This is a genomic window from Microbacterium sp. NPDC055988, from assembly GCF_042269505.1.
Taxonomy (GTDB): Bacteria; Actinomycetota; Actinomycetes; order Actinomycetales; family Microbacteriaceae; genus Microbacterium.
The window spans coordinates 706,582-719,823 of sequence record NZ_JBHJXY010000001.1 but is presented as its reverse complement, the minus strand read 5'-3'; the positions used below and the strand labels follow the sequence as shown (position 1 = coordinate 719,823).

The following is a 13,242-nucleotide window of genomic DNA, read 5'->3' as shown; positions in this document are numbered from 1 at the left end:
CCGACCTCCTCTTTTCCGGCGGATCCTGGCGGTGAGGCGCGCAGATTCTTCTGTTTCCGAGCCGGCCGGGGTCCGCAAAATGCATAAAGTGCTATTGTTCGGACATGGTGGAGTTGTCGTGAGCATCGTGGGGGATCCGCACCTGCTCGTGGAGCTCGGTCTCCTCGCCCTGGCGTTCGTGCTCTCGCTCGCCGTCGGAGTCGAGAGGTCGCGCAAGCTCAAGAGCGCGGGGCTGCGGACCCACGTTCTGGTGGGCATCGGGTCGGCGATATTCACGCTGATCTCGGCGTATGGATTCGAGGGCGTGCTCGGTCCGGACGTGGCCGTCGATCCCTCCCGCATCGCGGCGCAGGTGGTCTCCGGCATCGGCTTCCTCGGCGCCGGTGTCATCTTCGTGCGCAACAACGCCGTCTCCGGGCTGACCTCCGCCGCGACCATCTGGGTCGTGGCGGCGATCGGCATGGCGTGCGGGGCCAACATGCCGCTGCTGGCAATCGCCGGCACGGGGCTGCATCTGCTGACGGTCGGTCCCCTGTCGCGGGTGCGAGACCGCGTGCGCCCCGAGCCGGAGCGGCTGCGCGTCACGCTGCAGTACGAGTCTGAGCGCGGTGCCATCCGTGAGGTGCTCGCCGCCGCCGAACGCCGCGGTCTTCCCGCCACTCTCCTCGGTGCCGCACGGATCCACGGTGACTCCGACATGCGCGCGACGCTCGAGTTCGCGGAGGCTTCGCCCGAGATGCGGTCGGAGCTGATCGACGCGATCGCGCGGCTCGACGGGGTGCGGTCGGTCGTCGTTCAGGGCTTCTCGGACGACGATTGATGCATATGTAATTACCTGCTAACATTTTCACCGGGCCTCGGGTCCACCGTTCAATGGAGAAAGGAAATCGAGTGATCCGTATCGCGAATGCGCCGGTGAGCTACGGAGTCTTCGAGCTGGCTCGGCCGGATCTCGTCGCTCTCCCCGAAGGGGAGGAGCTCGCGCGCTGGATCAGCGAAGCCGGTTACCAGGGCATCGACCTCGGTCCGGTCGGCCTGCTCGGTCGCGGGACGGATCTCACGGATCGCCTGCAGAGGTACGGCCTCGAACTCGCCGGCGGATGGATCGATCTGCCCTTCGCGGGCACCGATGACGAGTTCGAGCGCGCGCTCGCCGACCTCGACGGCATCCTCGACGTCTTCGTCGCCGCCGCGGAGACCGGTCCCGTCCTCGCCCCGCTCCCGACCCTCGCCGACTCCGGCAGCGCCGAGCGCAAGGCACGCCCCGGTGGCGCTCCCGAGCTCACGCTCCGCGGCGACGACTGGGCCCGGTTCGCCGATCGCGTGAACCTCACGACCGCCCGGGTGCGCGACCGCGGCCTCGAGCCCACGTTCCACCACCACGCCTGCACCTATGTCGAAACACCGGAAGAGGTCGACGCACTGCTCGCGTCGACCGACGTCGGGCTCACCTTCGACTCCGGCCACCTCCTCATCGGAGGCGGCGACCCGCTGCCCGACTACCGTCGCTGGCGCGACCGCATCAACCACCTGCATCTGAAGGATGCGCGCACGCAGATCCTGCGCGAGGCGCTGCAGACCGACGACCCCATGCGGTCGGTGTGGGAGAAGCGCGTCTTCGTTCCCCTGGGCGAAGGCGACCTGGCGGTCGATGAACTCGTGGAGGAGATCATCGGCAGCGGATACGACGGCTGGCTGATCGTGGAGCAGGACGTCGTCCCCCGCTCCGCCGCCGAGGTCGAGCATGCCAAGGAAGAGCAGATCGCCAATCGCGACGCCCTCCGGAAGTGGTTCGCATGAACGTCACGCGCGTCGCCGTCATCGGCCTCGGTGCGATCAGCCAGAGCGTCCATCTGCCGCTGCTGCGCAGGAACGCCGAGAGCTTCGAGATCGCTGCCCTCGTCGACCTCTCCGCCGAGCGCACCGCCGACATGGCCGCCCGCTACGGGGTCGCCGACAACCGCCGGTTCTCCTCCGTCGACGCCCTGATCGCCGCGAAGGACGAGGGCGTGCTCGCGATCGACGCCGCCATCCTCGCTACCACCGGCTCCCACGCCGGCGACACGCTGCGCCTCGTGCGGGCCGGCATCCGGGTCCTCGCCGAGAAGCCCCTCGCGTACTCGCTCGCAGAACTCGACGCGCTCGCCGCCCACGCCGCCGAGGCGGGGATCGAACTGCGCGACTGGGTGCGCGTCGGCTACATGAAGGAGTATGACCTCGCATCCCGCCGTGCGAAGGAGCTCCTCGCCGATGTCGACCTGCGCGCGGTGAGCGTGCAGGTGATGCACCCGCTGGACGGTTCGCAGCTGGAGTTCGCCCGCCTCGCGGCGCCCACCGGCGACGTCTCCCGCGACACGCTCGCGCCGCTCATCGAGGCCACCGCCGCGATCGTCGACTCGGCCGTCGGCTCCGACCTCCCCGTCGATCTGCGCACGCTCTACACGAACGTCGTGCTCGGCTCGATCGTCCACGACGTCGGACTGCTGCGCATGCTCGTCGGGGGTCTGGGCGAGGTCGACTTCGCCCAGCACTGGGGACCGAAGATGCCCGGTTCGGTGCACCTGCGCGGTGCCCTCGCCCGCGACGAGACCCCGTGGACCCTCGACTGGCACTACATCGACGCCTACCCCGACTACCAGGAGACCGTCACCTTCCACCACGAGACCGGCTCGATCGAGCTGGTGTTCGGAGTGCCGTACGTGACCAACCTCCCCACGATCCTCCGTGTGACCGAGAACCACCCGGAGCTGGGTATCCGCGTGAGCGAGTCGCGTTGGATGCAGCAAGAAGCTTTCGAGAACGAGCTGTTCGCGCTGGCGGCCCTGGTCCGCGGCGAACGCCCCGACGGGGCGAGCGTCGAGGAGTCGATCGCCGATGTGCGCGTCGGGCAGCGGATGATCCGCGCGCTCGCGCTCTCGAAGGGCTTCGCACTCGACCCGAGCGCCGAAGCCGCGCAGTAGTCACCCCCACCCGAGACCGAGCGGCATCCGCTCGGCGATCAGCGACACAGAAAGGTCCAGAAATGGTCACGAATGGAAAGCGCCGCCTTCTTGCGGCGTTCGCCCTCACCACTGTCGGTGCGGTCGTCCTCGCCGGCTGCTCCGGAGGATCAGAGCCGGAGGCCGAGGAGGAATCCGGACCGGTCACCCTCACCCTCACGACCAACTCCATCACCGGCGGCAAGAACGCCGCCGAGGCCGATTGGATCGCGGACTGGGTCATCCCCGAGTTCGAGAAGGCCATGAAGGCGGAGGACAAGGACGTCACCGTCGAGTTCCAGCCCCAGGGCGTCGACGACGAGGACTACAAGACCAAGATCGCCCTCGACCTGCAGTCCGGCAAGGGCGCCGACATCATCGGCATGGACGGCATCTGGGTCGGCGAGTTCGCCGAGGCCGGGTACATCAAGCCGCTCGCCGACGTCGGCGGAGACGCGGTCGACGACTGGGACGGCTGGGCGCAGATCCCGGATGCTGTGCAGAACGCCCTCTCGTTCGACGGCGACCGCTACGGGGTGCCGCAGGGCGCCGATGGCCGCGTGCTCTATTACAACAAGGACCTCTTCGCGCAGGCGGGACTCGACGAGGACTGGGCTCCCGAGAGCTGGGACGACATCCTCGATGCGTCGCGCGACCTCAAGAAGCTCGACGGCGTCACCCCGATCCAGCTCAACGCCGGCACGGCGATGGGCGAGGCGACCACCATGCAGGGGCTGCTCCCGATGCTGGTCGGCACCGGCGAGCAGGTATACGAGGACGGAAAGTGGATCGGCGCCACCGACGGCATGGAGAAGGCGCTCGACCTCTACGAGACCATCTACGTCGACGAGGGCCTCGGTGACCCGGTCCTCCAGCAGGAGGCCTCGGGGCGCGACACCTCGTTCCAGCTCTTCGCGGAGGGCAAGATCGGCATTCTCCTCGAAGGCGACTACTTCTGGCGCTCCGTGATCAACCCCGAGGAGGGTGTGGGAACCGCCCCCATGGCCGACCGTGACAGGGCCGTCGGCTACGCCAAGATCCCGGCGGTCGAGCCCGGCGAGGGCATCGACGGCCAGGACTTCGTCTCGATGTCCGGCGGAACCGGCCGTGTGCTCAACCCCAACTCGAAGCACGCCGAACTCGCCTGGGAGCTGCTCGCCTTCATGAACTCTCCTGAGGCGTACGAGGCGCGTGCTGCCGGCACCCTGGCGATCTCGCCCCGCAACGACGTGAACGAGAAACTGCTCTCCTCCGACCCGATGCTGACCTTCGTCAGCGAAGAGGTGCTGCCGATCACGGCCTACCGCCCGGGACTCGCGGCCTACCCGCAGGTGTCGGTGCTGTTGCAGCAGGCCACGCTCGACGTCGCCACCGGAACCTCGGTCGATGACGCACTGAAGACCTACGTCCGTGGTCTCGAAGGCGTCGTGGGTCCGGACGCGATCTCCGAGTGACCATGACGCAAGCAACGATGCCGGCGGGGAGCGTCACCGCTCCCCGCCGGCGCCGCGCAGAGGATGTCGCGGGTCTCGGTCGGGCCAGGGCCACGCTCTTCGCGGCACCCGGTCTGCTCCTGATCGGTCTGTTCCTCCTCTTCCCGGCGATCTGGACCGTCTACCTCGGGATGACCAACTATCGGTTGACCGGCTTCGCGGCCGCCAACCCGGAGTTCGTCGGCCTGGACAACTTCGCCACGGCTCTCAACGATCCACGGTTCTGGAACTCGCTGTGGCTCACGCTCGTGTTCGTCCTCGTCTCGGGGATCATCGGGCAGACGATCCTCGGCTTCGCGCTCGCCTGGATGCTGCGCAACGTCCGTGCCGGGGTGAAGACCTTCGTCGAGACGCTCGTGCTCGCCGCCTGGGTCATCCCCGCCTCGGTCGCCTCGTTCCTCTGGCTCGCGCTCCTGGACCGGCGCACCGGCACCCTGAACGCCCTCCTCGGTACCGAGGGCGCCGCGTGGCTGATCGAGCACCCGATGGAGTGCATCATCATCTTCAACATCTGGGTCGGGACCGCGTTCTCGATGCAGCTGTTCTCCTCGGCGATCAGCGCGGTGCCGCCGTCGCAGCTCGAGAGCGCCCGCATGGTCGGCGCCAACACCTGGCAGCAGCTGCGCGACGTCATCCTGCCCAACATCAAGGGTCACCTCCTGACCAACACCCTGCTGATCACGCTGTGGACGTTCAACACCTTCACGCCCTACCTGCTCACCGCGGGCGGGCCGAACGGTCAGACCGACATCCTCTCGGTGTACATCTACCAGACCGCCATCCCCGGCGGGCAGCTGGGCCTCGGTGCGGCGATCTCGCTCATCATGCTCCTCATCAACCTCGTGATCGCGCTGATGTACACGCGCGTCTCGCGGGGCAAGAGCACCAAGAAGAAGAAGGTGACCTCATGATGACCACCATCAAGACGGTCGTGCGCGACCGCTCGGTGACCCACTTCGTCTCGCGGATCCTGTTCACGGTCGTGCTCGTCATCGTGTCGCTGTTCTTCGCGCTGCCGATGGTGTGGCTGATCCTGGCGCCGTTCGATGCGACGCCGTCGCTGACGGTGTCGTGGCCGGACTGGACGCTCGACAACTTCGCGCGTCTGGTCGAGAACCCCTACGCGATGAAGTCGATCCTCAACTCGCTGATCCTCGGGGTCGGCACCATGGCGCTCGTGATCGTCCTCGGCGCCCTGGCGTCGTATGCGATGAGCCGGATCAGCATCCCCGGCCGCGACGGCATCCTCTACGGACTGCTGCTGCTCTCGTCGATCGTGACGGGGACAGCGGCCATGGTTCCGACGTTCCAGCTGATCAACCAGCTGCAGCTGATCAACACCCACGTCGGCGTCATCCTGGTGCTGGCGGGCGGGATCCTGCCGACGGTGATCTTCATCCTCAAGGACTTCATGGACTCGATCCCGAAGTCGTACGAGGAGTCGGCGCGACTGTACGGCGCCGGCCCGTTCCGCATCCTCAAGGACATCGTGGTGCCGATCGCCCGACCGGGTCTCGCATTCATCGCGATCTGGACGATCGTGCAGGTCTGGGGCAACTTCCTCGTCCCGTTCCTGCTGCTGCGCACGCCCGACATGCAGCCGGCCGCCGTGCTCATGTACACCTTCTACACCGAGAGCGGCCAGGCCGACCTCCGTCTGATCTCGGCGTTCTCGCTGGTGTTCTCGGTGCCTGTCCTGCTCATCTACTTCTTTGTGAACCGTCGCTACGGTTTCCGCTTCCACGGAGGGATCAAGTCCTGATGGCCGCCATCATTGCAACCGAACTCGTCAAGGAGTACCCCGGCGGGGTGCGCGGCGTCGACAGTGTCGACGTCGAGATCGCGGACGGCGAGTTCTTCGCACTCCTCGGCCCCTCCGGCTGCGGGAAGACCACGCTGCTGCGGTCGATCGCCGGGCTGGAGAGCATCTCCTCCGGAAACCTCACGATCGGCGAGAAGGACGTCACGAACGCGGAGCCGGGCGAGCGCGGCGTCGCGATGGTCTTCCAGGACTACGCGCTGTTCCCACACATGGATGTCGGCGACAACATCGCCTACCCGCTGCGGATCCGCCGCGTGGGCAAGAACGAACGTCGCACGACGGCCGAGTCGGTGGCGAACGGGCTGTCACTGAACGGACTCATCGAGCGCCGCCCCGGCCAGCTCTCCGGCGGACAGCAGCAGCGCGTGGCCCTCGCCCGCGCCGTCGCGACCCGACCCGACGTGCTGCTGCTCGACGAGCCGCTGTCGAACCTCGACGCCCGGCTTCGCCTCGAGGCGCGGACGTTCCTCAAGGAGCTGCAGCGCGACCTCGGCGTCACGACGGTGTTCGTGACCCATGATCAGGCCGAGGCGCTCGCACTCGCCGACCGGATCGCGGTCATGAAGTCGGGCAAGCTCCAGCAGATCGGCTCGCCGCGCGAGATCTTCCACCGCCCGAACAACACCTTCGTCGCCGGGTTCATCGGCTCGGTGCCGATGAACCTGCTCGAGACCGCGGTCTCGGGCGGAACCGTTCGGATCGGCGAGTCCGAGGTGGCGGTGCCCACGGAAGCCGCCGCCTCGGCGCGCGACGGGCAGACCGTGATCTGGGGCATCCGCCCCGAGTACCTGCGCTGGTCGACCGAGCCCGTCGAGGGCGGCATCGCCGCCGAGGTCGTCGTGACCGAGACCCTCGGTGCGACGAGCCTGGTGCTGGTGAGCGCCGGAGAGCACAAGCTGCAGGTCGTGGTCCCCGAAGAGCAGGAGCCGGCGCCGGGCGACCGCGGCTGGATCGTCCCGCAGCTCCACCGCGTCCTGCTGTTCGACGCCGAGAGCACCGAGCGGATCGGCTGATGGGCACCATCCGCACCACCCTGCACCTCACCCACGAGATCCAGAACGCCGACCGCTACGTGCGGGTGCCGTTCGACGTGCCCGCGGGCACCGACTCGCTCGAGGTGCGCATCTCGTATGACAGCGAGGCGGCGGTGATCGATCTCGGCTGCGAGGGCGCCGCAGGGTGGCGCGGATGGTCGGGCGGAGCGCGGACCGCCTACGTGATCCGCACCGACGACGCCACGCCCGGGTACCTGCCGGGGCGTCCCGAGGAGGGGGAGTGGAACGTGATCCTCGGCGTGCACCGGCTGAGTGCCGGCGGCGCCGACATCACGGTCGAGATCTCCCTCCCCGCGGAATCGACGATCGATCACGGCCCGGATGCGGCACCCGTGACCGGGGTCGCTCGGGGGAGCTCGAGGAACCTTCCGGCGCCGACCGGCCTGCGCTGGTTCGCCGGGGACTTCCACGCGCACACGCTCCACTCCGACGGCCGCGAGAGCATCTCGGGGCTCGCCGCGCTGGGCGCGAGGGCCGGGCTCGACTTCCTCGCCGTCACCGACCACAACACCACCAGCCACCACGCGCACCTTCCGAGTGTGGGGATGCAGCACGCCATCACACTGCTCCCCGGGCAGGAGGTGACCACGCACCGCGGTCACGCGAACGCCTTCGGTGACATCGGCTGGATCGACTTCCGCCGCCCCGCCCAGGAGTGGGTCGACGAGGTCGAGCGCCGAGGCGGCGTGCTCAGCGTGAACCACCCGATCTCGGGCGACTGCTCGTGGCTGCATCCGCTGGAGCGCACCCCGCGGGCGATCGAGCTGTGGCACTCGACCTGGTACCGCGAGCTCATCGCGACCTCGCCGCTCGCCTTCCACGAGAGGTGGGACAAGGATGCCGTGCTCCTCGGCGGCGCCGACTTCCACATGCAGAGCCAGGGCATCGGCCCGGGCACTCCGACGACCTGGGTCGCGGCGGAGGATGCCTCGCCCGAGGCGATCCTCGCCGGAGTCGCCGCCGGTCGCACCGCCATCATGGGCGGAGTGACCGTGCGCGACGGCCTCAGCGCACCGGACCTCTTCACCGCCCCCGTACTCCTGCGCATCGACGACGAACTGCTCGCCATCGACGCCGACGGACTGATCCTCGTCGACGGCACCGGTGAGCGCCGCTCGGTGCACGGCGATCGCGTCGCGTTCCCGGCGGAGCGCTCCGCCGGCCCCCACTACCTGCTGCACCCCGACCGCAGCATCGCGGCCCTGTGTGCCTCACCGGCCGCACGCCCCACACCTTCCCCCAGAGAATCAGGAGTCCCCGCCCGTGACCAGTGAGATCGTCGTCGTCCCCCACACCCACTGGGACCGCGAGTGGTACGAGCCGCACGATGTGTTCCGCCTCCGCCTGGTGCACATGCTCGACCGCCTGATCGGCATCCTGGAGGCGGAGCCGGAGTACCGGTTCACGCTCGACGGACAGGCCGCGGCGATCGAGGACTACCTCGAGATGCGCCCGGACATGCGCGACCGGGTCGTGGCGCTGGTCGAGCGGGAGCAGCTCAGCGTCGGCCCGTTCCTCATCCTCCTCGACGAGTTCGGCTGCGACGGCGAGACGATCATCCGCAACCTCGAGCTCGGCCGTGCCGCGAGCGCACGCCTCGGTCGGACGATGCCCGTCGGATACCTCCCCGACATGTTCGGCCACGCGGCCCAGATGCCGCAGATCCTGTCCGGCTTCGGCATCCGCCACAGCGCCCTCTGGCGCGGCGTCCCCGCCGACGTCGCCGAACACGCCTTCTCCTGGGTCGCCCCCAACGGAGACGCCGTGCGGTGCGAATACCTCTTCGACGGCTACGGAAACGGCCTCGACATGTTCGCCCTGCCGGGGCAGCTTCCCGAGCTCGCCCCCGACTACGCCGCCCGCACCGCATCCTGGTACGGCGACGACCCGGTGCTCGCGATGCTGGGCACGGACCACTCGGCTCCGCCCGAGGACCTCGCCGAGGTCATCCGCGACTACGACGCGGGCGGGCGCGAGCCGCACCTGTCGATCGCGACGCTCGACGGGCACCTCTCCCGCTACGAGACGGATGCCACAGCCCTCGCCGCCCTGCCGCAGGTGCACGGTGAGATGCGCTCGCACGCCCGCGGCAACCTCCTCCCCGGCGTCTTCTCGATCCGCACGAACCTCAAGCGCGAGATGGCCCGCTCCGAGCAGGCGCTCACGGCCGCCGAGCGCCTCGACCTGATGTACGGCACCCGCGACCACCGCTCGTTCTTCGACACGGCCTGGTACCGCATCGTGGAGAGCACCGCGCACGACTCCGTGACCGGATGCGGCGTCGACGCGACGGCCGAGCAGGTGGGCACGCGCATCCACACCGCCGGCCACATCGCCCGCGGTGTGATCGACACCGTGCTCCGCGACGTCTCGGCGGCCGTCTCGCCCGCGCAGCACCTCGTGTTCAACCCCTCCGGCTTCGCGCGGCGCGCGCAGGTCGAGGTCACGCTGCACGGTGTCGACGCCGGCTCCCTCTCCGCGGGCGTGCAGCTGCTCGACCCGCTGACGACCGTGCTCGGCGACGAGCGGATGCGCACGGCCGACCTGCCCAAGATCCTCCGCCGCATCCACGGTCGCGAGCTCTTCGGCCAGCAGATCAACGGATACGAGTGGGGCGAGCGGTCGCTGCGCTTCCAGGTCGCCGAGAGTCCCGAGGGCGTGTGGGACCTGGCGACGTTCACCGTCGAGCTCGAGGAGCGCGTCGCCGCGGATGCCGCGGGCGACGACGTCTGGCACGTCGAGACCATCGCCGACCCTCGGCACCGGGCGCTCCTGGCCGTCGACGTCGACGGGCTCGCGCTCGCCGCGGTCGGCGAGGCCACGGCGCCGGCATCCGCCGACCCGGTCATCGTGACGACCGGCTCGCTCTCCAACCGGACGCTGACAGCGACCGTGAACGCCGACGGCACCGTCCGCATCGACGGCGCGGACGGCTCGTCGATCGACGGCGCGCTGGCTCTCGTCGACGATGGCGACTGCGGCGACTCGTACAACTACGGCCCGGTCGATGCGGCATCCGCCGTCTCGGCGCCCTCGTCGGTCGAGGTGACCGTGCTCGAGGAGGGTCCGCTGCGCGGCCGCATCCGCATCCGCCGGGTCTACGACCTGCCCGAGCGCCTGGACGCGGACCGGCGGCGCTCGACCGCGACGGTGCCGCTGGTGACCGAGACCACGATCGAGCTGCGGGAGGGCGAGGGTTTCCTTCGCGTCGGCATCGACTACGTGAACACCGCCTCCGACCACCGCCTCCGGGTGCTGGTGCCGGTCGACGGCGCGGCACTCGACTCGTCCCGCAGCGCCGGGCAGTACGGCACGACCATGCGCGGACGCGAGGCCGAGGGCGGCTGGGGCGAGTTCCCGCTGCCGACCTACCCGGCGTATCGCTTCGCGGCCGCGGGCTCGACCGCCGTTCTGGTGCAGAAGCTGTCCGAGTACGAGCTCGTGTCGACGACGGACGCTCCGGATGCTCTCGCGATCACGCTGTCGCGTTCGGTCGGGATGATGAGCGTGAACGTGCACCCGCTGCGCGACGAGCCGGCCGGATCCGAGATCCCCGTGCCGGGCGCGCAGTACCTGGGCGTCGCAGTGCACACCGACCTGGCGATCCTGGTCGGCGCGGACGACGCGACCGCGGTGCGCGCCGCCGATCTCTTCCGGCACGACCCGCTCGTGGTCCGCGGTTCGGGCGAGACCGACGGCCCGCTTCCCGAGGCGGCGTTCCCCGTGCGGCTCTCGGGCGATGTCGTGCTGGAGTCGGCGCGGCGCGTCGGCGCCGAGGCCGAGCTCCGGTTCGTGAACTACCTGTCCGAGGAGCGCGATCTGGCGTTCGCGTCGCCCGGCGACTGGGCGCGGGTCGACCTGGCCGGTGAGGTCCAGGACGGAGCCTTCGACGCGGCAGCTGCTCGTGCGGTCGGCGGCGGGATGCTCAGCATCCGTCGGGCGATCGACTGATCTCGGCAAGAAGGCAACTAAGTGCTAATGTTAAGACAAATGAGCGAGGGAGAGGAGGCGCGATGACCGAGCAATCACCGGTCCCGGAGATCCTGGCCATCGGGCGCCTGGGCGTCGACCTGTATCCGCTGCAGGACGGCGTCGGCCTCGGCGAGGTGACCAGCTTCGGCAAGTACCTCGGCGGCAGTGCCGCCAACGTCTCGGTCGCCGCCGCACGGTACGGCCACGACACCGCGCTGCTCTCCCGTGTCGGGGACGACCCCTTCGGGCAGTACCTGCGTACCGAGCTCGAGCGCCTCGGGGTGCACAGCCGGTTCGTCGCGACCGACCCGACGTACAAGACCCCGATCACATTCTGCGAGATCTTCCCGCCGGACGACTTCCCGCTGTACTTCTACCGCGAACCGTCCGCTCCCGACCTGCAGATCCGGCCGGAGGATGTCGACGAGGCCGCGGTGCGGCAGGCCGCGCTCGTCTGGTTCACCGCGACCGGCCTGAGCGAGGAGCCGAGCAGGCAGACGCACTTCGACCTCCTCCACGCACGCGGGCGTCGTGCGCACACGGTGTTCGACCTGGACTACCGCCCCATGTTCTGGGCCACGCCCGACGAAGCCCGCGTGCAGATCCAGCAGGCGCTGAGCTTCGCCACTGTCGCTGTGGGCAACCGCGAGGAGTGCGAGGTCGCGGTCGGCGAGACCGACCCGCAGCGTGCCGCGGATGCGCTCCTCGAGCTCGGCGTGGAACTCGCGATCGTGAAGCAGGGCCCCCGCGGCGTGCTCGCCAAGACGCGGTCGAGGCAGGTCGAGATCCCCGCGACCGCGGTTCAGGTCGTGAACGGACTCGGTGCCGGCGACGCGTTCGGCGGTGCGCTCTGCCACGGATTGCTCGCCGAATGGGAGCTGGAGAAGACCTTGACCTACGCGAACGCGGCGGGCGGCATCGTCGCCGGCCGTAGGGAATGCTCGACGGCGATGCCGACCGAGCGCGAGGTCGCCGAGGTCGTGAACGGAGATGCGTGAGATGACAGCCCTGACCGAAGAGGACTTCCACCGGCTCCGGACGGTGCGTGCGGAGTCGCCGCACACGATCCGCGAGACGCTGGCCGGCCGCCGACGCCGCGACATCATCCGCGGGGATGGGCGGCTGTTCATCATCGCAGCCGACCATCCTGCGCGCGGCGCGCTCGCGGTCGGCGGATCGCCGTTCGCCATGGCCGACCGCTACGAGCTGCTCGATCGGCTCGCGATCGCCCTGCGGCATCCGGGTGTGGACGGCGTGCTCGGCACCCCCGACATCATCGATGACCTCGCGATGCTCGGCCTGCTCGACGACAAGATCGTGGTCGGATCGATGAACCGCGGCGGCCTGCGCGGAGCGACCTTCGAGATGGACGACCGCTACACCGGGTACGACGTGCCCGCGATGGTGGACTCCGGCATCGACTTCGCCAAGGCCCTGCTGCGGGTGAACCTCGATGACGACGGCACGGCGCCCACGTTGGCCTCGACGGCAGACGCGGTGACCGCCGCAGCCAGGGCCGACCTGCCGATCATGCTCGAGCCTTTCCTCAGCCGCCGTGTCGACGGACGGGTCGTCAACGACCTGAGCCCGGATGCCGTGATGCTGTCGATCGCGATCGCCAGCGGTCTCGGTGCGAGCAGTGCGAGCACCTGGCTGAAGCTCCCGGTCGTCGACGACATGGAGCGTGTGCTCGCGGCGACGACGCTGCCCGTGCTACTGCTCGGCGGCGACGCGGGCGCCGACCCCGACGACACGTTCTCGTCCTGGGAAGACGCGCTGTCGCTCCCCGGTGTGCGCGGCCTGACCGTCGGCCGCACGCTCCTCTATTCGTCGGACATCGACGTGGCATCCGCCATCGACGTCGCGGCCTCCCTCGTCCACCCGGGCTGACCGCCTGACCGCCCTCTCCGCAGAAGGACACG

11 protein-coding genes are annotated in these 13,242 nt (G+C 69.3%); all 11 read left to right on the top strand.

Going from position 1 to position 13,242, the window contains the following annotated elements:
• The first annotated feature begins 118 nt into the window (after nt 1-118).
• The 11 genes from ACFC14_RS03620 (at nt 119) to ACFC14_RS03570 (ending at nt 13,210) form a co-directional block, all read left to right on the top strand.
• Nucleotides 119-820, top strand: a complete 702-nt coding sequence (locus ACFC14_RS03620) for an MgtC/SapB family protein (protein WP_051662376.1) — start codon at nt 119-121, stop codon at nt 818-820.
• A 71-nt stretch (nt 821-891) separates the two neighbouring features.
• Nucleotides 892-1,800 (top strand): sugar phosphate isomerase/epimerase family protein, encoded by a 909-nt coding sequence (locus tag ACFC14_RS03615; RefSeq protein ID WP_376101259.1) that lies wholly within the window; start codon nt 892-894, stop codon nt 1,798-1,800.
• On the top strand, nt 1,797-2,960 hold the full coding sequence (locus ACFC14_RS03610) for a Gfo/Idh/MocA family protein (RefSeq protein WP_376101258.1): 1,164 nt from the start codon (nt 1,797-1,799) through the stop codon (nt 2,958-2,960). Before ACFC14_RS03615 ends, ACFC14_RS03610 begins: the two co-directional genes overlap by 4 nt.
• A gap of 62 nt (nt 2,961-3,022) precedes the next feature.
• Nucleotides 3,023-4,432 (top strand): extracellular solute-binding protein, encoded by a 1,410-nt coding sequence (locus ACFC14_RS03605; protein ID WP_376101257.1) that lies wholly within the window; start codon nt 3,023-3,025, stop codon nt 4,430-4,432.
• Between the two features lie 2 nt (nt 4,433-4,434).
• Nucleotides 4,435-5,382: a carbohydrate ABC transporter permease gene (locus tag ACFC14_RS03600; protein WP_376101256.1), complete on the top strand. Its 948-nt coding sequence runs from the start codon at nt 4,435-4,437 to the stop codon at nt 5,380-5,382.
• Entirely contained in the window at nt 5,379-6,233 is an 855-nt protein-coding gene (locus tag ACFC14_RS03595; RefSeq protein WP_197021025.1) for a carbohydrate ABC transporter permease, read from the top strand. Before ACFC14_RS03600 ends, ACFC14_RS03595 begins: the two co-directional genes overlap by 4 nt.
• Complete coding sequence (locus ACFC14_RS03590) at nt 6,233-7,306, top strand: ABC transporter ATP-binding protein (RefSeq protein WP_376101255.1); 1,074 nt, start codon at nt 6,233-6,235, stop codon at nt 7,304-7,306. Before ACFC14_RS03595 ends, ACFC14_RS03590 begins: the two co-directional genes overlap by 1 nt.
• Nucleotides 7,306-8,622 (top strand): CehA/McbA family metallohydrolase, encoded by a 1,317-nt coding sequence (locus tag ACFC14_RS03585; RefSeq protein ID WP_376101254.1) that lies wholly within the window; start codon nt 7,306-7,308, stop codon nt 8,620-8,622. Before ACFC14_RS03590 ends, ACFC14_RS03585 begins: the two co-directional genes overlap by 1 nt.
• Entirely contained in the window at nt 8,612-11,299 is a 2,688-nt protein-coding gene (locus tag ACFC14_RS03580) for a hypothetical protein (RefSeq protein ID WP_376101253.1), read from the top strand. The genes ACFC14_RS03585 and ACFC14_RS03580 overlap by 11 nt, the downstream gene beginning before the upstream one ends.
• 62 nt (nt 11,300-11,361) lie before the next feature.
• Nucleotides 11,362-12,318, top strand: a complete 957-nt coding sequence (gene iolC / locus ACFC14_RS03575) for a 5-dehydro-2-deoxygluconokinase (RefSeq protein ID WP_376101252.1) — start codon at nt 11,362-11,364, stop codon at nt 12,316-12,318.
• 1 nt (nt 12,319) lies between these two features.
• Nucleotides 12,320-13,210, top strand: coding sequence for a hypothetical protein (locus ACFC14_RS03570; RefSeq protein WP_376101251.1), 891 nt, complete (start codon nt 12,320-12,322; stop codon nt 13,208-13,210).
• Nucleotides 13,211-13,242: the final 32 nt, after the last annotated feature.

What these genes read in the sequence shown, in the direction of transcription:
- ACFC14_RS03590 (WP_376101255.1), top strand. Translation starts at nt 6,233, where the DNA reads ATGGCCGCCATCATTGCAACCGAACTCGTCAAGGAGTACCCCGGCGGG.
- ACFC14_RS03605 (WP_376101257.1), top strand. Translation starts at nt 3,023, where the DNA reads ATGGTCACGAATGGAAAGCGCCGCCTTCTTGCGGCGTTCGCCCTCACC.
- iolC (WP_376101252.1), top strand. Translation starts at nt 11,362, where the DNA reads ATGACCGAGCAATCACCGGTCCCGGAGATCCTGGCCATCGGGCGCCTG.
- ACFC14_RS03570 (WP_376101251.1), top strand. Translation starts at nt 12,320, where the DNA reads ATGACAGCCCTGACCGAAGAGGACTTCCACCGGCTCCGGACGGTGCGT.
- ACFC14_RS03595 (WP_197021025.1), top strand. Translation starts at nt 5,379, where the DNA reads ATGATGACCACCATCAAGACGGTCGTGCGCGACCGCTCGGTGACCCAC.
- ACFC14_RS03585 (WP_376101254.1), top strand. Translation starts at nt 7,306, where the DNA reads ATGGGCACCATCCGCACCACCCTGCACCTCACCCACGAGATCCAGAAC.
- ACFC14_RS03600 (WP_376101256.1), top strand. Translation starts at nt 4,435, where the DNA reads ATGACGCAAGCAACGATGCCGGCGGGGAGCGTCACCGCTCCCCGCCGG.
- ACFC14_RS03610 (WP_376101258.1), top strand. Translation starts at nt 1,797, where the DNA reads ATGAACGTCACGCGCGTCGCCGTCATCGGCCTCGGTGCGATCAGCCAG.